The 17,431-nt window shown below is 67.3% G+C and carries 16 protein-coding genes and 1 pseudogene; 10 read left to right on the forward strand and 7 right to left on the reverse strand.

The window, feature by feature from the left end; translation table 11 throughout:
- Positions 1–329: 329 nt before the first annotated feature.
- From JWS14_RS02000 to JWS14_RS02030, 7 genes are all read left to right on the forward strand, one after another.
- On the forward strand, positions 330–1,403 hold the full coding sequence (locus tag JWS14_RS02000) for an agmatine deiminase family protein (protein WP_206012371.1): 1,074 nt from the start codon (positions 330–332) through the stop codon (positions 1,401–1,403).
- Positions 1,400–2,395 carry a nitrilase-related carbon-nitrogen hydrolase gene (locus JWS14_RS02005; protein ID WP_206012372.1) on the forward strand — a complete coding sequence of 332 codons (996 nt, stop codon included), beginning with the start codon at positions 1,400–1,402 and terminating at the stop codon, positions 2,393–2,395. Before JWS14_RS02000 ends, JWS14_RS02005 begins: the two co-directional genes overlap by 4 nt.
- A gap of 71 nt (positions 2,396–2,466) precedes the next feature.
- Positions 2,467–4,107: an ABC transporter substrate-binding protein gene (locus tag JWS14_RS02010; protein ID WP_206012373.1), complete on the forward strand. Its 1,641-nt coding sequence runs from the start codon at positions 2,467–2,469 to the stop codon at positions 4,105–4,107.
- A 1-nt stretch (position 4,108) separates the two neighbouring features.
- The gene (locus JWS14_RS02015; protein WP_095864076.1) at positions 4,109–5,056 is read left to right on the forward strand and encodes an ABC transporter permease; all 948 of its coding nucleotides are present in this window, start codon (positions 4,109–4,111) and stop codon (positions 5,054–5,056) included.
- Complete coding sequence (locus JWS14_RS02020) at positions 5,056–5,934, forward strand: ABC transporter permease (RefSeq protein WP_206012374.1); 879 nt, start codon at positions 5,056–5,058, stop codon at positions 5,932–5,934. The genes JWS14_RS02015 and JWS14_RS02020 overlap by 1 nt, the downstream gene beginning before the upstream one ends.
- Positions 5,931–6,983 (forward strand): ABC transporter ATP-binding protein, encoded by a 1,053-nt coding sequence (locus tag JWS14_RS02025; RefSeq protein WP_206012375.1) that lies wholly within the window; start codon positions 5,931–5,933, stop codon positions 6,981–6,983. The genes JWS14_RS02020 and JWS14_RS02025 overlap by 4 nt, the downstream gene beginning before the upstream one ends.
- Positions 6,976–7,803: an ABC transporter ATP-binding protein gene (locus JWS14_RS02030; protein WP_206012376.1), complete on the forward strand. Its 828-nt coding sequence runs from the start codon at positions 6,976–6,978 to the stop codon at positions 7,801–7,803. The genes JWS14_RS02025 and JWS14_RS02030 overlap by 8 nt, the downstream gene beginning before the upstream one ends.
- Before the next feature lie 16 nt (positions 7,804–7,819).
- Here the strand turns inward: JWS14_RS02030 and JWS14_RS02035 are convergent, their stop codons facing one another.
- From JWS14_RS02035 to JWS14_RS02050, 4 genes are all read right to left on the reverse strand, one after another.
- Positions 7,820–8,395 carry a TetR/AcrR family transcriptional regulator gene (locus JWS14_RS02035; RefSeq protein ID WP_095864072.1) on the reverse strand — a complete coding sequence of 192 codons (576 nt, stop codon included), beginning with the start codon at positions 8,393–8,395 and terminating at the stop codon, positions 7,820–7,822.
- 67 nt (positions 8,396–8,462) lie between these two features.
- Positions 8,463–9,584: an agmatine deiminase family protein gene (locus JWS14_RS02040; protein WP_206012377.1), complete on the reverse strand. Its 1,122-nt coding sequence runs from the start codon at positions 9,582–9,584 to the stop codon at positions 8,463–8,465.
- A gap of 138 nt (positions 9,585–9,722) precedes the next feature.
- Positions 9,723–10,745, reverse strand: coding sequence for a glutamate ABC transporter substrate-binding protein (locus JWS14_RS02045; RefSeq protein WP_206012378.1), 1,023 nt, complete (start codon positions 10,743–10,745; stop codon positions 9,723–9,725).
- A complete protein-coding gene (locus tag JWS14_RS02050; RefSeq protein WP_206012379.1) occupies positions 10,745–12,085 on the reverse strand; it encodes a hypothetical protein in 1,341 nt (446 codons plus the stop codon). Before JWS14_RS02050 ends, JWS14_RS02045 begins: the two co-directional genes overlap by 1 nt.
- A 328-nt stretch (positions 12,086–12,413) precedes the next feature.
- On the opposite strand from JWS14_RS02050, the pseudogene JWS14_RS02055 reads away from it, so the two are divergent.
- Positions 12,414–12,776, forward strand: a pseudogene (locus JWS14_RS02055) (type 1 periplasmic-binding domain-containing protein); the annotation flags it as partial.
- An 82-nt stretch (positions 12,777–12,858) separates the two neighbouring features.
- On the opposite strand, the gene JWS14_RS02060 reads toward JWS14_RS02055, so the two are convergent.
- On the reverse strand, positions 12,859–13,284 hold the full coding sequence (locus JWS14_RS02060; protein ID WP_072943395.1) for a hypothetical protein: 426 nt from the start codon (positions 13,282–13,284) through the stop codon (positions 12,859–12,861).
- 197 nt (positions 13,285–13,481) lie between these two features.
- Between JWS14_RS02060 and JWS14_RS02065 the strand changes: the two genes are divergently transcribed.
- A complete protein-coding gene (locus tag JWS14_RS02065; RefSeq protein ID WP_072943393.1) occupies positions 13,482–14,354 on the forward strand; it encodes a hypothetical protein in 873 nt (290 codons plus the stop codon).
- 3 nt (positions 14,355–14,357) lie between these two features.
- On the opposite strand, the gene JWS14_RS02070 is transcribed toward JWS14_RS02065, so the two are convergent.
- Positions 14,358–15,440: an aldo/keto reductase gene (locus tag JWS14_RS02070; RefSeq protein WP_206012380.1), complete on the reverse strand. Its 1,083-nt coding sequence runs from the start codon at positions 15,438–15,440 to the stop codon at positions 14,358–14,360.
- 155 nt (positions 15,441–15,595) lie between these two features.
- On the opposite strand from JWS14_RS02070, the gene JWS14_RS02075 reads away from it, so the two are divergent.
- The gene (locus JWS14_RS02075; RefSeq protein ID WP_095864068.1) at positions 15,596–16,519 is read left to right on the forward strand and encodes an AraC family transcriptional regulator; all 924 of its coding nucleotides are present in this window, start codon (positions 15,596–15,598) and stop codon (positions 16,517–16,519) included.
- Positions 16,520–16,603: 84 nt separating this feature from the next.
- On the opposite strand, the gene JWS14_RS02080 is transcribed toward JWS14_RS02075, so the two are convergent.
- The gene (locus JWS14_RS02080; RefSeq protein WP_206012381.1) at positions 16,604–17,347 is read right to left on the reverse strand and encodes a Clp protease N-terminal domain-containing protein; all 744 of its coding nucleotides are present in this window, start codon (positions 17,345–17,347) and stop codon (positions 16,604–16,606) included.
- Between the last annotated feature and the right edge of the window lie 84 nt (positions 17,348–17,431).

A 17,431-nucleotide genomic window follows, 5' to 3' on the forward strand; every position in this document is an offset into this window, starting at 1 on the left:
TCGGTTCGTTTCGCTCACGGACACCACCCGGCAAACATCGTGTCGCCGCGGGCATTCACGCCGTCAGCGGGTCGACAACACCCCCGGTTCTGTGTCGGCTGCGTGAATGACACTGCCGAACAGACGAAATGAGCACGGATCGACGACTGCCGAACACCAGCAGGTTTCAGCATTCGCAGCCGCGCGACCATGCCCCGCCGACGAGGCTCACCCTGTGCAGCTATCCCCGTGACCGCGCCGGCGGAGGTTCACGAGCAGGCCGCCGGAGGCCGTAGCGCACCACGAAAATGACCATTGACTAATTTTTTAGTCAGTGTGATGATTTCGCCATGACCAACACGCCACAACTGCAGAAGACCACCGGAAGTACCACCTCGACGATCTGGCAGATGCCCGCCGAATGGGCGCCGCACGAACGGTGCCTCATGGCATGGCCCACCCGAGAAAGCCTCTGGGGTCCGTACTTCGAAGAGGCAAAATCCGAATACGCTGCGACCGCGAACGCGATCGGCGAATTCGAACCCGTACTCATGATCGCCAACCCCGGCCAGGCCGGCGAAGCCCGCGCCGCGTGCAGCAGCCGGGTGGACGTCGTGGAATTGGCGATCGACGATTCCTGGATCCGGGATTCGGGTCCGTTGGTCGTACTCGACCGGACGGGGCAACGTTCCGCCGTCGACTTCGGCTTCAACTCGTGGGGCGAGCGTTTCCAGCCATACGACAAGGACGCCACCATCAGCCGGCGAGTGCTCGCTGCCCTCGGGATCGACCGCATACCGTCGGGCATGGTCCTCGAAGGCGGATCGATCACCATCGACGGCGAAGGCACCCTGATCACGACCGAGCAGTGCCTGCTCAACGAGAACCGCAATCCGTCGATGTCGCGGGCGGAGATCGAGAACGAATTGAAGACGCGTCTGGGTGTGTCGACAGTGATCTGGCTCCCCTACGGTCACTTCGACGACGCCCACACCGACGGGCACGTCGACGGCGTGTGCACATATGTGCGGCCGGGAGTCGTGATCGCCCAGACGTGTGAAGATCCCGAGCTGCCCGATTTCGAGCGCATGGCCGCGAACCTGCAGGTCCTACGCGAGTCGACGGATGCCGCGGGACGGCAGCTCGAGATCCTCGAGTTGCCCCAGTTCCCGGTACAGACACTGCCGGACGGCACCGCGACGATGGTGGCGTACGCCAACTTCTACGTCGCCAACGGCGGAGTGGTCGTTCCGATCGCCGGGCACGACCTCGACGAGCAGGCGCTGGCGACGCTGCGCCTCGCTTTTCCCGACCGCGAGGTAGTCGGTGTGCCGGGCAACATCGTCGCGTACGGCGGCGGCGGCGTGCACTGCATCACCCAGCAGATCCCCGCGGCCCACTCCGCTCGGGAGACGGCGCGATGAACCCTCGTGACAACGGCGCCCTTGCGGGGGTGATCGGTCAGAATGTCGTGGACGCCGGCGCCTTCGTCGTCGTGAGTGCGGTCGAGACCGTGCTGCCCTCGCCGGCCCGCGACCGGCCGTCGACAAGGATGCCGGTCCGCGTCGGCGCGGTGCAGACCTCCTGGCACCCGGGCCCCGTAGAACATCGGGCCGTCCTGGCGAGCGGGGTGCGGCGGGCCGCCGACTTGGGTGCACAGGTCGTATGCCTGCAGGAGCTGACCCTCAGCCCGTACTTCGCGACCGTCCCCGACAACACCGACGCCGCGAATCACAGCGAGTCGATCCCGGACGGCCCCACGACCTCGTTCGCGCGGGAACTCGCGGCCCGGCACGACATCTTCGTCCACGCCTCGCTCTACGAGCACAGCGACACCGGACGCGGGTTCAACACCGCGATCCTCGTCGCCCCGGACGGCGCGGTGCTCGCGCGGACCCGCAAACTCCACATTCCCGCCTTCCCCGGCTACCACGAGGACCGCTACTTCGACTCGGGTGACAGCGGATTTCCGGTGATCCCGGCTGCGGGTGGCCAATTCGGGTTCCCCACCTGCTGGGACCAGTGGTTCCCCGAATTGGCGCGAGCGTATTCGATGCGGGGCGCCGAGATCCTCGTCTATCCCACGGCGATCGGGAGCGACCCCGAGCTGAAAGATTTCGACACCCAACCGATGTGGCATCAGATGATCTCGGGGAACGGCCTGGCCAACGCCACCTTCATGGTTGCCGTCAATCGAATCGGCGACGAGGACGGGATCACCTTCTACGGATCGTCGTTCATCTCGGATCCCTATGGGCGCACGATCGTTCAGGCGCCCCGTCACCGCGACAGTGTCCTCGTCGCGGATCTCGATCTGGATCAGCGCCGTGACTGGCTCACGTTCGGCTTGTTCGACACCCGCCGGCCCGCCAGCTACCGCGATCTCGTCGACGAGTCGCATGCAACCACGCCCTGACGGGCAACTGCCGTGCCCGCGGCTCGCTCCGCGGCACACAACACAGGTTCACCACTTTCGAGGGATCGAACATGCGCATCAACAAGTTACGGATCGTGGCGGTCGCCGCGTGCACGGTAGTCGTCCTGGCGGGTTGCGGGGGTCGGCCGGAGCTGGTCCCCGCAACCGGAAACAACACGACCTTCCTCAGTCTCCCCCCGACCACGGATGCTGCCACCGGTCACACCGACAGCGCGACATGGGCGCTGTACCGCGACCCCACCACCGTCGATCCGGCCACCGCATTCGACTATCCGGAGAACACGGTCATATCGACCATGTGCGAATCGCTTCTGCGGCAACAACCGGACGGCGCCATCACGCCCGGACTGGCGATTGAATACCACTACACGTCACCGACCACACTGGTACTGAAACTGCGCTCCGGCGTGCGCTTCTGGGACGGACAGCCCCTCACTCCCGCCGATGTGGTGTTCAGCTTGCAGAGGAACAAGGATCCCGAGGTCGGTGGCTTCTACGGCACCGTCCTCGATCGGATCACGTCGATCAGCGCCGACGGCCCCGACACCGTCACGCTCGTGCTGAGCAGCCCGGACTACTGGCTGCCGGGTGAGCTCGCGGCGATGCCGGGGGTCGTCGTCCAGGAACGGTTCGCCCGCGCCCGGGGCCGTGATTACGGGACACCCGGCGGCGGCGCCATGTGCACGGGCCCGTACCAGTTGGCGGAGTGGACGTCAGGGAAGACGCTGAAGGTCGAAGCGAACCCCGACTACTGGGACTCGTCCCTGAAGCCGATGACCCGCGAGATCGAGTTCCGCGGTGTGTCCGACGCGGCGACCCTGACGACGGGTCTGGCGACCGGCGAGATCAGCGGCACGTGGATCACCGACACCTCCACCCTGCCGCAGCTGCAGCGGACGAGCAACGTCACCGTGCACGTCGGGCCGTCGTTCGAGACCGAGTTCTTCATCCCCGCCAATCTCACCGGCGTCCTCGGCGACCGCCGTGTGCGACAGGCGTTGTCGCTCGCGTTCGATCGGCAGAGCTTCGACGGTGCCGTTTATCAGGGCAACGCGGTCGGCCCGCGCCTGTCGACGAACCCGGGAACGTGGGGATACGCCAGGGACACGTTCACCGCGGCCTGGGACGCCGCCCCCGAACAGACACGAGACCTGGCCAGGGCGAGACAGCTCGTCGACGAGGCAGGCGCGGCCGGCAAGCCACTGGTCATCGGCACATCCACCGGGCTCGCCACCGTGAACACCGCCGCGAACGCGTGGCTGGAGGCGGCCGAGGCGATCGGGCTCGACGCGAGCCTGCACAACGTCTCGCCTCAGAACTACATCAACTTCTTCACCGATCCGGACGCGCGCGCCGCCGTCGACGCATTCAGTTCGACGACGTACGGCGACTACGCGGATCCTGCGGCGTTGATCGCCTCCTACGTAGAGCCGAACGGCGTCCAGAACTACTCGGGTTACGCCAACCCCGACCTGTCTGCGGTGCTGGCCCGGGCCCGCACCGAACCGGACCCCGCACGCCGGGCCGAGGCGACGATCGAGGCCGACCGACTGGTCATGCAGGACCTGCCCTGGATCCCGATGTCCCACCCCGCGTCGTTCCTGGTTCTGGACAAGCGGCTGACCGGCGCCCCGTCGTCGTTCGCCTACATGCAGGCCCCGTGGCTGGCCCAACTCGGCGGCGGGAGCTGACATGCGTGGATTCATTTTCCGGCGCGGCGCCCTCCTGCTCGGGACCTTGGCGGTGGCCAGTGTTGCGATCTACGTCGCCCTGGACCTGGCGCCGGGTGACCCGATCGCGGTGCTGACCGGCGGACGGCAGGTCACGCCGGAAGCACGGGCCCTGCTGACGGCGCGATACCACCTCGACGACCCGCTGCCCGTGCGCTACTGGTATTGGCTGACCTCCGCGCTACAGGGGGATTTCGGGTACTCGCTCGCCGGCAAGGAAGACGTGTCGACCCTGATCGCGCAGCGTGCACCCACGACGATCGAACTGGTGGCCTACGCGTCGCTCATCATCGTCGTCGTCGGGATCGGCATCGGCGTTCTCAGTGCGCTGAAGCCCGGTCTCGTCGACACCGCGGCCCTGCTGGTCACCACGGTGCTCGCCGCGATCCCGTCGTTCGTCGCCGCCCTCATCCTGATCAGCATCTTCGCGGTCAACCTGAACTGGTTCCCCGCGTTGGGAGAAGGCGAGGGGTTCGCCGACCAGATCGTCCACCTCACGCTCCCCGCCGTCGCGCTGGCCTGCTCCTCCCTCGCGCTCGTCGCACGCATCACCCGCGCGTCGGTCCGTGACGAGGCCAAGCGTGAGCATGTGCACACCGCGATCAGTCGGGGACTGCCGTACCGGGCCGTGTTGCGGCGTCACATTCTCCGCAACGCCGCCATCCCGATCACGACCGTCACTGGCCTCACCATCGCCACGCTGATCGTGCTGGTGTCGATCGTGGAACAGGCATTCAACCTCAACGGATTGGGGTCGACGTTGGTCACCGCCGCACAGAACAAGGATTTCGCTGTGGTTCAAGCTGTCTCGCTACTCATGGTGGTGGCGTTCGTGATCGTCAACGGCATCGTCGACGTCCTCTACGCACTGCTCGACCCGCGCGTGAGTCTCGGAACGGCGGCGGCGTGATGGCCACCGGGCACTCCCCCGTCATCGGAGCCGCCACAACCACCCGCAGGCCCGGAGTTCCAGGCCTGCGCCGGGTGGGATGGCTGGGCTACACGAGCGCGGCGATCATCGTGCTGGCCGCAGTCATCGCGGTGTTCGGCCCACTCCTCGCGCCGTACCCGCCGAATCAGAGCGATCTCGCCCACGCGTTCGTCGGGGCCGGCCCCGCCCATCCGCTGGGATACGACTCCCAGGGCCGCGATATTCTGTCGCGTCTGCTGGTCGGTGCGCGCTCGTCCATGCTCGGCGCCTTCGTCGTCATCGCTCTCGCAATGGTCGCCGGGACGGTTCTCGCCGTTACCGCGGCCTGGCGAGGGGGTTGGGTCGACAGCGTCACCTCCTCGGGTTCGGACCTGGTCTTCGCCTTTCCCGGGCTGTTGCTCGCGGTGCTCGCCGCGGCGGTGTTCGGTCCCAGCCAGTGGTCTGCGGCCCTGTCACTGGCGGTCGCATACACCCCGTACGTGGCGAGGATCGTCCGAGGAGCGGCGATCCGGGAACGATCGCTGCCCTATATCGAGGCACTCGAGGTTCAGGGAAGGGGTGCCTGGGCCATCTGCGTTCGGCACATCGTCCCCAACATCGCACCCATGCTCGTCGCGCAGGGAACCATCCTCTTCGGCTGGGCCGCACTCGATCTGGCCGCGATCTCCTTCCTCGGCCTCGGTGTCCAGCCACCACAGGCCGACTGGGGCGTGATGGTCTCGGAGGGACAAACCGGTGTGTTGCAGGGATTCCCCGCCGAATCGCTGGCCGCAGGCACAGCACTGGTGCTCGTGATCGTCGCGTTCAACATTCTCGGCGAGCGGCTCAACGACAGACAGGCGAAGGAACTCTCATGACAGAAGCGATATCCCACCTCGCATCTCGTTCGCCCATTTCGGCGGCGCCGGCGCCGACCGCCCCGCTCGTCGCCGTCGAGGGGCTGAACCTGACGCTCGATGTCGCCGGCCAGACGCGGCAGGTTCTCCGTGATGTGTCACTGACGATCCAGCGCGGCGAGGCCCTCGGGCTTGTGGGTGAATCCGGTGCCGGCAAGTCCATGACCCTGCGGGCGATCGCCCGGCTGCTACCGGAGCGGGCGACCACGAGGGGCACCGTCCGGTTCGAGGGACACGAGATGCTGAGTCTGCGGGGCGAATCGCTGCTCCGGGCCCGCAGCGGAATTTCGGTGATATTCCAGGACCCCCGGGCGTACATCAATCCGGTCCGGCGCGTCGGGGACTTCCTCACCGAACAACTCCGAATCGTCGCCCGCGTCGACCGGCACGAGGCGACCCGCCGTGCCCAGAGAATACTGTCGGAGGTCGGCATCACCGACACCGCCCGGCGGATGCGCCAGTACCCCGGCGACCTGTCCGGCGGGATGCTGCAGCGGGTGATGATCGCCTCGGCCCTGCTGTCCGACCCGAAGCTGATCCTCGCCGACGAGCCCACCACCGCCCTCGATGTCACCACGCAGTCGGAGGTGATGGCCATTCTCGACGAACTGCGTCACGATGCGGGTGTCGCCCTGCTGTTCATCACTCACGACCTCGATCTGGCTGCCGCCGTGTGCGATCGGACCTCGGTCATGTACGCAGGCCAGATCGTGGAGACCCAGGCCTCCACCGGACTGCACCATCATCCGCGACACCCCTACACGGCGGCACTCGCCGCGGCCCGCCCGGATCTGGACCATCCACGGCCCAGGCTCGCCGCCGTCCCCGGCCGCCCGATCGGAGCATGGGAGGCCGCAGAGACCTGCGCATTCGCCGACCGGTGCCCCCGCAGGCTCACACTCTGCACGGAGTCGGGGCCGGTCCCCCTAATCCGAGAATCCGACCACGCGGTGCGCTGTCTGCGCATCGACAATCACGATCCACTTCAGGAAGGAACTCCGAATGACTGACCCGGTGCTGACGGTGACCGGTCTCAGCAAGACCTTCGGCACGTTCACGGCGGTCGACGGTGTCACGTTCGAACTTGCCGCGGGCTCCTCGCTCGGCGTCGTGGGCGAATCGGGCTCCGGCAAGACGACCGTCGCCCGCATGATCATCGGCCTGGAGCAGCCGAGCGCCGGCACCATCACCTGCTGCGGCATCGACCGCTCCCTCCCGTCCCGGGCGACCCGTGCCCGGCGCGCGCGGGCACGCGAGGCGCAGATGGTGTTCCAGGATCCGTACACGAGCCTCGACCCGCACAAGACGATTCAGCAGACGCTCACCGAGGCGGTGCGGCTGTACGACACCCACTCGGGAGCAACGCAGTCCGATCGTGTGCAGGAGATCGCCGACCTGGTGTCGCTCGATACGCGGCTGCTGGCCTCCATGCCCGGCCACCTGTCGGGTGGCCAGCGGCAGCGCGTCGCGATCGCGCGTGCCCTCGCAGCCGAACCTCGCGTGCTCGTGCTCGATGAAGCCGTCGCGGCTCTCGACGTGTCCATCCAGGCTCAGATTCTGAACCTGCTCGCCGACATCCGCGACGCGACCGGGATCTCGTACGTATTCATCACCCACGATCTCGCAGTCGTCCGGCAGGTCACCGAACACGTCATCGTGATGCAGAACGGGCGAATCGTCGAGAGCAGTCGAACGGAGGATCTGCTCCGCGATCCCCGGCACCCCTACACCCGCACGCTGCTCGACAGCGTTCCCCGCCCCGGATGGAGACCACAGCGGCGGCGGGTGCGGCCCGACGATTCCAGAACGCCCACCGCACCCGGAACGTAGGTGCGAGAGCGCACCGTCAGGGCCGGGGTCCGAGTTCTGCGGTGATCGCTCCGGCGGCGAGCTGCTGGGCCCGTTCGAGGGTGATGGATCCGCTGAGCCAGCGTTCGCTCAGCCCCTCGATGAGGGCGGTGAGGCGTTCGGAGGCGTCGGCGGGGTCGGCGTCCGGGTCGGCCAGTTCGACGGCCTGCGCCTCGACGATGAGGGTTTCGACGTCCTTTGCCCAGGCGCGGGTCGCGTCGCGGAGTTGGTCGCGGAGGTCTTCGTCGAAGATTGCGGTGGCCCGGAGTTCGCCCCAGGCGATGCTGTTTTCACGGACGGAGGGGGTGTTCTGAATCTCGAGCAGGAGCGTCTGTTCGAGCTGGGTCCGGGGGTTCGTCGAGGCAAGGGCCTCCGTGGTGTAGCGCTCGGCCCTCTCGTTGATGTGCTCGAGGGCGCGGCGCAACACACCTGCCCGGTCCTGGAAGTGGTAATAGATCAGGGCGGTCGAGACCCCGGCCTCGGCGGCGAGCTTCTCGATCCGCAGCCCGCGCACACCACTTTGCGCGATCACACGGACGGCTGCTTCCAGAATCAACGTCTGACGTTCGGACACGGAACCTCACTTTACGGGAAGGCGGCGGGGCGGCCGGTGCGGAGACCTCGGTTGACGCAGCGCGCGATCAGCCCGCGGGCTCTTGCTGGGTGGTGCAGTGGATTCCGCCGCCGCCGGCGGCGATGGCGTCGATGGTGATCTGCACCACACGACGGTCGGGGAAGAGTTGTTCGAGTTCCTGTCTGGCGGCCTCGTCCGCGGCCGGGTCACCGAACTCGGGTGCGATCACGGCGCCGTTGCAGACGTAGAAGTTGATGTATCCGGCCGCGAAGTCGTCCGATTCGAACTCGGGCCGAACGGAACCCGGCGCCTCGAGTACCACGACCTCGAGCGGGCGGCCTTGCGCATCCACCGCCGCCTCGAGGATCTCGAGGTGGCGGGTGGTCACGTCGTGGTCGAACGATTCCGGATCCGGATCGTACCCGGCGACGACCACGCCGGGACGGGCGAAACGGGCGTAGAAGTCGGTGTGGCCGTCGGTGATGTCCTTGCCCTTGATCCCGGGCAGCCAGATGATCTTGTCGAGCCCGAGCAGCGGTCCCAGTTCGGCCTCGACGTCCGCCTTGGACCATCCGGGGTTGCGGTTGTCGTTGAGCACGCAGCTTTCGGTGATGATGGCGGTTCCTTCGCCGTCGACCTCGATCCCGCCGCCCTCGAGGATGAGGTCGGTGGGCAACGATTCGACGCCGGCGCTGCCCGTGACGATGTCCGCCACTCCCGCATCCTGGTCGAAGTCCTGCTTCTCACCCCAGCCGTTGAAGTTGAAGTTAACCGCGGCCCCGGTCCCGTTGCCCCTGACGAACACCGGCCCGGTGTCACGCATCCAGAGGTCGTCGAGCGGGGCCACGACCAGTTCGACGGCGGGGCCGACGAGCCCGCGGGCCAAGTCGAGTTCCTCTTCGCGTACCAGCATCGAGACGGGCTCGAACTGCGCGATCGCCTGGGCGATGGCGGCGAGGTTGCGGCGGACCTCGGGAAGCAGCTCGGCTCCCCAGATCTCCTCACTCGCACCGAACGCCATCCAGGTCCGCTTGTGCGGTTCCCCCTCCTCGGGCATTCGCCACATCCGCTGATCATCCTCATCGGCGCTGCTGCCACCTTCGAGGTAGGACACCGGGTCGGTACACGCTGCTACCAGCAGCCCACCGATAGCGCCCAGCCCCGACTGGATGAAGCGCCGTCTGAGCATCACTCTGCTTTCCCCCTTTTTCCTTCCATCGCAACTCCGGTCCAGCCGATAACCCATTGCGACCATACTAGACTGACTAACTTTTTAGTTAGAGGGGATGCGCGAACGCATGAACACTCGTGGTGCGACCCCGTCCTTTCAATCTCGATAGGTGGCCGGGGGTGGGCCTGCGATCGGCCCGAGCGAAGCGGCGAGCCACCGGTCGTACAGGCGCATCCACGTGCCGTCCGCGCGCAGGCGGTCGAGGGTGCCGTTGACGAACCGCACCAGGTCGTCCTTGTACTTGTTGACACCGATTCCCCAGTGCTCTTCGTCCTCCATCGGTGGCCCCACGATCTGAAAATGCGGGTCCTGGGACACCAGGCCGGCCAGGAGCGAGTCGGAGGTGCTGGTCGCGTCGGCCTGCCGTTTCTGCATGGTGACGAGGCAGTCGTCCCAATCGGGGACCGCGACGATCGTGGCCTCCGGCGCGACCCGTTGGACGGTGGGAAGCGACGTGGTGTCGACGAACGTACAGACCCGCTTTCCGGCCAGGTCCGCCGGTCCCGAGATGTCGGAACCCCGCGGGACCATGATTCGTTGAAAGGCGCGGAAGTACTCGGTGGAGAAGGCGACGCGTTGGGCGCGTTCGCACGTGATCGCGGTGGCGTGAACGACGACGTCGACATCGTTGTGCTCGAGTGCTGTGAACCGGCCGGCCGAGGTAAGCAGCCGGAATTCGACTTTTGCCGGATCGCCGAAGATGTCCTTGGTGATCTCCTTCGCCACGTCGATGTCGAAGCCCTGCAGGGTGCCCGTGGTCGGGTCGCGGAAGCTGAACGGGTTCGTGTTCTGGTCCACACCGACAATCAACCGGCCGCGCGACCCGATCTCGGCGAGTGACCCACCGGGCGGCATCTGACCGGGCGGGGGCTGCGGGCCGGGCCGCAGGCTCGCGAGGGCTCCGCACGACTTGGGGGACGGTCCTGCAGGCGGCGGGTTGTTCGTGGGCGGGATGATCTGTGCGCCGTTTGTCATCGGTCGTGTGGTGTACGTGCCCGCGACCGTCGGGGTGAGTGGGTCGGGTGTTGCGCAGCCGGCGAGGACGGCGACCGCGACAATGCCGACCAGGAGCCGAGCACGCGGCGTCGCCCCCGGTCTCGAAATCCTCACCTGCGTCATCAGTGGTACTCGTTCAGTCGCGGCCAGATACCCCCGCCGACGGCGAATCCGCAGGACACGCCAATAATCATGCTACCGATCGCCAAGGACGACATCGACCGATAGGCGTCGGTCACGGCGCTTGCCTCGTCGTCGCGAAGTCGGTCGATCGCCTTTCGGAGGGCCGCGTCCATGGCCGCGAACTTCGCGGCCGACGTGCCGGAGCCGGACCCGGCGGCGATCGCCGCGGCGGTCGGGTAGTCACCGCGCTCGAGGGCGATCTCGATGTCCCGGTGCGCGGCCAGCCAGCCGTCGCGGGCCGCCACGGCGTCGCGGAGGTCGTCCGCGGCGACGTCGCCGTGCGAGCTGTCCAGCTGCCGGGTGAGCTCGTCGGACAACGCCTGGGAGTGCCGCATGTAGTCGACTTCCGATTGGGTGTCGGCCCCGCGCTGCAGGAGGGCGAGGGTCTCGTCGGCGCGGGCTTGCTGCGCCAGGATACGAGCGCGCGCAACAGTGTTGATGGGTTGTGTTCCTTCGGTTCTCGCGTGTTCGCTGGCCGACGTCGACACCAGGCTTCCGGCGATCAGCCAGACCAGGAGTCCCGCCATGAGCAGCGTCCCGACAGCGAGCCCGGGGTTGAACCGGCGCTTGCTCTTCCGCACGACGTACAGCTGGGCGAGAACGAGCGCGACGACGGCGGCCGCGGTCACCGTGAACGCGGCCGCGGGCAGTTGGGCCGTGTGCGTCTGAGTCTCGGCGACCGCCTCGGCCTGACGGACGTAGAGCTGCTCCGCCAACGGGAGGATGGTGTGCTGCATGAGCGCGGACGCATCGGACAGATAGGCCACCCCGACGGGGTTTCCGGCCCGATCGTTCGCTTGAGCCGTGGCGACAAGGTTGAAGTACTCGGCGAGGTTGCGCACGACGTCCGACAAAAGTGCCAGCGATTCGGCATCCTGAGACGACACCCCATTGGTCGCCGTGACCAGCGCATTCGACGCGTCCCCCACCGCCTGCGTGAACTGCTCCGCGCCGGCACCCGACTCGCCACCGGAGATGAAGGAGGTCGTCGCGGCGGCATCGGCGATCGACAGTGAGCTGTAGAGGGCCTGGGCGGCGTTCGCCAGGGGCTCGGTGTGGGTGCGCAGTACCTCGACTCGCTGTTGCCGCGCACCGACCGCCGCCGAGGTGATCACGCCGGCGGCGATGACCACGGCGATGAGCGCGATCCCCAGCACGGACAGCCGTCCGGGGGTGGACGTGAGGAATTCGACCCACGGGCGGCGCCCCTCGGGCTCGACGAGCAGATCCTCGTCGAGCGTCGGGGTTTCGGTGACCACGTGGTCGCCGCGGTGGAACATCCGGCCCTCCTGCACCGCCGCCGCGATTTCGGTTGAGCACCGATCCGGGCAGTGTGGCTGAGTCCAGTGTGCACCGAAGGTGGTGGTCGACGGACCGACATGATGGTCGTCGGTTGCGCTCAATCGGAGCGTGCGGGTGAACCCGAGGTCCTGCGGGGTAGCAGGGTCGGGTCGAGCAAGCTGACCGTACGCGCGGCTTTCCGGTCCCTCGATGCGAGCGACGAGCTTCTGCACGGCGCAGTTTGCCCATCTCGACGTAGGCCGAGCGTTGATCCCGCCGAATCGGAGACCGCACGATGAAAACCACCCGCACTCTGACCTCTCCCGCGGGATCGCACTCACCCTGGCCACACCTGACGCCATGGGCCCGTCGGTCCGCGCCGCCGAGGACGCCCGCAGAACGCTCTGCATCAACCACGAACAGGGCAACGTCTCCCTCGAAGCCCGCTGCGCCGGTGTGGCGCAGGGCCTGTCGGGGGGCAACAGCGAGGTTCTCAATGTCAACAGCCAAGACATGACATCCGTCGAGGCGTCCATCACCGCCAAGCTCCAACAGGACCCTACGATCGACCACGTCGTGGCGCTCGATGCCGCCATCGCCCTCACTGCCGTGCAGTCCAAAGAGACCGCCGGCAACGATGCCACCATCGTCACATGCGATACCAACGCCGACCTCGTCAAGGTCATCCAGCGGGTGATGTCGAAACGCCGCCGACGGCACACGCTGAGCGCGAGACCCCGCGCCCAGTGATCGAGCCCTTCGGTGCACCCGGTCATACACCGAGGAGCAGCACCCCGGTTGCGAGCAGAGCGACGACTTTCACCACTTCCAGACCGATGTAGACGTAGTGCGCGTGAGACCGCGGGACGTCCTCGCCGGCGAGGACGCGGTCGGATCGACGTGTCAACCGGGGCCGAACCCCGACCAGCTGAACCACCAGCACCGCGACCGCGGTCGCGCCTGCCACCGCCACCCGGACCGGTGGCCCCTCGATGAGGAGTCCGGCGACGAGCAACGCTGCCCACACCATCTCGGTGACGTTCAGCGCCCGGAATACGAGACGGCCGATCCCCAGCCCGAGCCGCACCGTCACCCCGGGTGCACGGAACTTCAGCGGCGCCTCGAGGAACGAGATCGCGAAGACCATCCCGAGCCAGGTGAACGTCACCGCGATCGAGACTGCATGAGCTGCGGTCATCTGCCCCTCCCTTCGTCCTGCTCTCGCCCGTGCAGCGGGTGCGATTCGGAACTCTGCAGGCCAACATTGTTTGTCGGTATAGCTGTCTAGCGTGAGCCAGTCTCACTCGAAAGAGTCAGGCGGGTGATCATTGTCGCGGAAGTGTCGAATCCGTTTCGAGCTTTCCTCCCGGACCGGTCGGGTCCGACAATGGGACGGTGAGTTCGCGAGGTTCCGCCGCAGACTGGGCACTCGGCCAGGTCCACGCCGTGCGTGACGACCCTGATGCCCGCCTCGAGCTGAGCGCCCGCACGTATCACGGTCCGGTGGGCAACGCACCGCGGCATTTGCCGTTTCGCCGTGCGGCGCTGTCGTTCATGCGCTGGCAGGTCGGCCGCGGCGTGCTGGCCGCACTCGAGGCGACGCCCCCCGGGAGTCCGTGGTGGCGGGCAGTCAACGAGCGACTGCTGCGCGACGGGTGCGAGGCCGTCGCCCGGAGCGGCGGAATGGGAGGGACGCCGTCATCGCACGCGGTCGACCTGTGGATGCTGTTCGTTGCCGATCCGACCGCACGCACCTGGTACCGGGCCCACAATGCGAGCATCGTCTCCGCCTACCTCGACCATCGCGACCTCGCCGACACCGAGAGCCGTCCCGAGCGCTTCTTTCTCAACGTCGTGCTGCTCCGCGTTCTCTTCGCCCACGCCTTGGTCGCGGCTCCACGTCTGGCGCTCGGGCGGCTCGCGCCGGCAGGCCCCCTGCTCGGCGATCCGCGACTGTCGATGACCGGGATCTTCCTCTCCCTTTCGCGGATTCTCCCCGACCGCTATCCACTCGGTGACGACGTCGCCACGTACGTCGCCGCCGAGCACAACCTCGGCGAGCTGCTGGACTACGGCCTGATCGGGCCGCGCCTGCAGGACCTGTACGAATGGTCGGCCGACAAGCTCGACGAACCGCGGCTGCTCGACTGCATTCGCGACGGCAGCCCGACCTATGCCTGGTCGTACACCGATCGCGAAGTGTGGCATCCGGCGCGACCGGCCGCCACGATCCGCGCGGTCCGGCGCTTCGTACCGGCGCGCCGGTAGTTGTCAGTACCGCACGTCGCTCTGCAGCAGCGGCGGGTACACGGTGGACCGCTCCCCGTCCACGGTGCTGCCGGCGAACTGCAGCATCGCCCGCAGTTCGCCGTGCATCGGCGCCGGATAGTTCAACGTGGGAGCCGAGACCTCGTCGAGCACGCGGAGATGCTCGGGGCCGAGGCTCACCTCGAGGCCGGCGATGTTGTCCGTCAGGTGTTCGACGCGCCTGGCGCCGAGGATCGGCACGACGGTCCCGGATCGGCCTCGCAGCCAGGCCAACGCGACGGCAGCCGAGGTGGTCCCGAGTTCGTCGGCGATTGCGGCGACGGCGTCGATGACGACGAACTCGGCATCGGTCGGGCCGCCGACGAAGGCGGTGCGGGCGGAGTCGGTGACCTCGGTGCCGCGCCGATACTTGCCGGAGAGGAACCCGTTCTTCAGTGGGCTCCACGGCACCAGTGCCATTCCCTGATCGAGCGCGAGGGGCGCGAGTTCGCCTTCTACAGTCCGTGCCAGCAAGGAGTACTCGACCTGCATCGCGATCAACGGCGTCCAGCCGCGCAACAGCGCTGTGGCCTGGGCCTGCGCGGTCACCCACGCCGGGTTGTTGGAGATCCCGACATAGCGGATCTTGCCGGCACGGACCAGGTCGTCGAGGGTGCGCAGGGTTTCCTCGATCGGGGTGTGGCGGTCCCAGTTGTGTAGCCAGTACACGTCGAGGTAGTCAGTGCGGAGGCGGCGGAGTGTCTCGTGCAGCTGGGCGATGACGGCGGCGCGTCCTGCACCGCCCCCGTTCGGGTCGCCGGGGAACAGGTTCGCGAAGAACTTCGATGCCAGCACCACGCGCTCGCGGCGTCCGCGGTGGGCGGCGAAAAAGTCGCCGAGAATCTTCTCCGAATGGCCGTTGGTGTAGAAGTTGGCGGTGTCGATGAAATTCCCGCCGAGATCGAGATAGGTGGCGAGGATCTTCTCGGATTCCGCCACGCTGCAGCCGGCGCCGCCGGCGTCCTCGCCGAAAGTCATGGCACCGAGGGCGAACGGGCTGACCCTCAGCCCTGAGCGGCCGAGGGTGACGTAGTGATCGAGTCGCATGATCTGCTCCATAGGGTGTCGGTCGGAATGTGCATGTTCATCGAAACGCGAACTGCGGTGACGGTGGTAGATCGATCCACGCCGGGGATTGCACGATCCTCTCGAGATCGCCGCGATCGGGTTGCCGGACTGCGACGCGGATGTTTTCGTGAAGTGTGCGCACCTCACCCGACCTGCTGGACGAAATCCGCAGCAGCATCGCGGCCCATGCCCGGCCCGATCTTCGGACGCCGATCGCCGGGCTGTTGTTGTCGAAAGTGACGACGGACTCGGCGGCGCCGGAGTATTCGTTGACGGCGCCACTGCTGGTGATCATGGCCCAGGGCGGCAAGCGACTGCTGCTCGGCGACCGGGTGTTCGAGTACCGGGCCGGGCAGTGTCTGGTCGTCACCGCCAACTTGCCCGTCACCGGCAACTACATCGACGTCGACGACGGCGCGCCGTCGTTGGCCATGGGCCTGGTGCTGCGCCCGGCCGCCCTCGCCGCGCTGGTGCTGCAGGCCCCCACCGAACGGTGGTCCCGTGGAACGAGCGGCCTGCCGGCGATCGCAACCGGCGTCGCAGACGACGATCTACTCGACGCCGCGGCGCGGATGCTGCGGCTGCTCGATCATCCCGCCGATGCACCCGTGCTCGCTCCGCTCGTCGAGCAGGAGATCCTCTGGCGACTGCTCACCGGCCCGCACGGGAGCACCACCCGCCAGATCGGCGTAGCCGACAGCGACCTGTCGCATGTCAGCCGGGCGATCCACTGGATCCGCGATAATTACGCCGAGCCGATGCGAATCGACGATCTCGCGCGGTTGTCCAGCATGAGCACATCCGCATTTCACCGGCACTTTCGTGCCGTTACGGCACTGAGCCCCTTGCAGTTTCAGAAGCGAATCCGACTGCAGCAGGCCCGCTCGATGCTGGTTGCCCATCCCGGTGACGTCGCCGGTGTCGGACATCTCGTCGGCTACGACAGCCCCTCACAGTTCAACCGTGAATACCGCCGCCTGTTCGGTGCCTCCCCGGGGCAGGACGCCCAGGGATTGCGCACCAGGACCGCACTGTCCCACGCCGGACCGCTGCCCTGACCTGTCGCCTCTTGCCCATCTCGATGCAGCGCATCGACGGGTTGCCCCGGCCGCGGGCGGCGCCGCCTACGCTGTGTCGGGGGATCATTCCTTGGTGCGGGCGGCGACGATGGCGGCGAGGTTGGCGGCAACGTTCTCCTCGACGGCGGCTTTGTCGACGCCCAGGCCGGCGAGCACACCGACCCCGTCCTCGACCTCGAGTAGGGCGAGCAGAATGTGCTCGGTTCCGATGTAGTTGTGCCCCAGACGAAGTGCTTCACGGAACGTCAGTTCGAGCGCTTTGCGCGACTGGGCGTCGAAGGGGATGAGTGCGGGTACCTCCTCGGCGGCGGGCGGCAGCGTCGCGGTCGCGGCGTGCCGGACCGTATCCAGATCCACGCCCTGTGCGGCGATCGCCCGGGCGCCGAGTCCGTCGGGGTCGGTCAGGAGTCCGAGGACGAGATGCTGGGGCAGGATCTCGGAGTTGTTCGCGGCCCTGGCCTCGTTCTGCGCGACGACAACGACCTGCCGTGCGCGGGGAGTGAATCGGCTGAATCCCTGATTCGGATCGAGGTCGGAGGCCTGCCCGGGGTCCTTGGGGACGAACCGCTTCTGTGCGGCCTGCTTGGTGACTCCCATGCTCTTGCCGATTTCGGTCCACGACGCCCCCGAACGGCGGGCCTGGTCGACGAAGTGACCGATGAGGTGGTCCGCGAGTTCGCCCAGATGCTCGGCGGCGAGAACCGCGTCGGTGAGTTGCTCGAGCGGGGCCTCCGAGTGCACCTTCTTGATCGCCTCGATGAGGTCGTCGAGGCGGATGGGCGGGGTGGCGGGCGTTGAATTCTCCATGCGTCAACTCTAAGTTGACGCTCTCGAATCGTCAACCCCAGGTTGTCGATCGACGCATTCACGCCGATCCGCCCCGAGCGGGCA

The organism is Rhodococcus koreensis (assembly GCF_017068375.1).
Classification (GTDB): Bacteria; Actinomycetota; Actinomycetes; order Mycobacteriales; family Mycobacteriaceae; genus Rhodococcus_F; species Rhodococcus_F koreensis.